The following is a 492-nucleotide window of genomic DNA, read 5'->3' as shown; positions in this document are numbered from 1 at the left end:
CCACCAGCGTTTTAACCACGCATTCGGGCGTGAAAAATTCACCGGCCAGCTTGCCCTCGTTTTCGGCGAATTTTCGCAGGCAGTATTGATAGGTGCCGCCCAGTATGTCCCGCTCGCTGCCGTGCTCAATCATTTGAATATTGGTAAACAAATCCACCACCTCGCCCAGGCGGCGCTTGTCCAGCTCCGGCCGTGCGAAATTTTTCGGAAGGACATCCTTGAGCCGTTTGTTTTCCTTTTCGATGCTGCGCATGGCGCTGTCGATAACCGTGCCGATCTCCGGCGTATGGGCCGCGGCGGAAATAACGCTCCAGCGGGCGCTTGCCGGAACAAAAAAGATCCCCTCGGAGGCGTACTCGTCAATATCCTCCTCAAAGCCGTCGCCTTCCGCGACAAGAGCCCGGTATTTTTCATCGAAACGGTCAGAAATGTATTTAAGGAAAATCAGCCCCAGGACAACGCTTTTGTACTCCGAAGCGTCCATATTTCCCC

Annotated in this window: 1 protein-coding gene; it reads right to left on the bottom strand. The window is 54.5% G+C overall.

Annotated elements, in window-relative coordinates; translation table 11 throughout:
• The coding region (locus DPQ25_RS14380) for a type I restriction-modification system subunit M N-terminal domain-containing protein (protein ID WP_146740582.1) at positions 1-492 on the bottom strand (492 nt) is incomplete at both ends.

The sequence above is a fragment of the Hydrogeniiclostridium mannosilyticum genome (genome assembly GCF_003268275.1).
GTDB classification, from domain to species: Bacteria; Bacillota; Clostridia; order Oscillospirales; family Acutalibacteraceae; genus Hydrogeniiclostridium; species Hydrogeniiclostridium mannosilyticum.
This window is presented reverse-complemented; position numbering and strand designations above follow the sequence as displayed.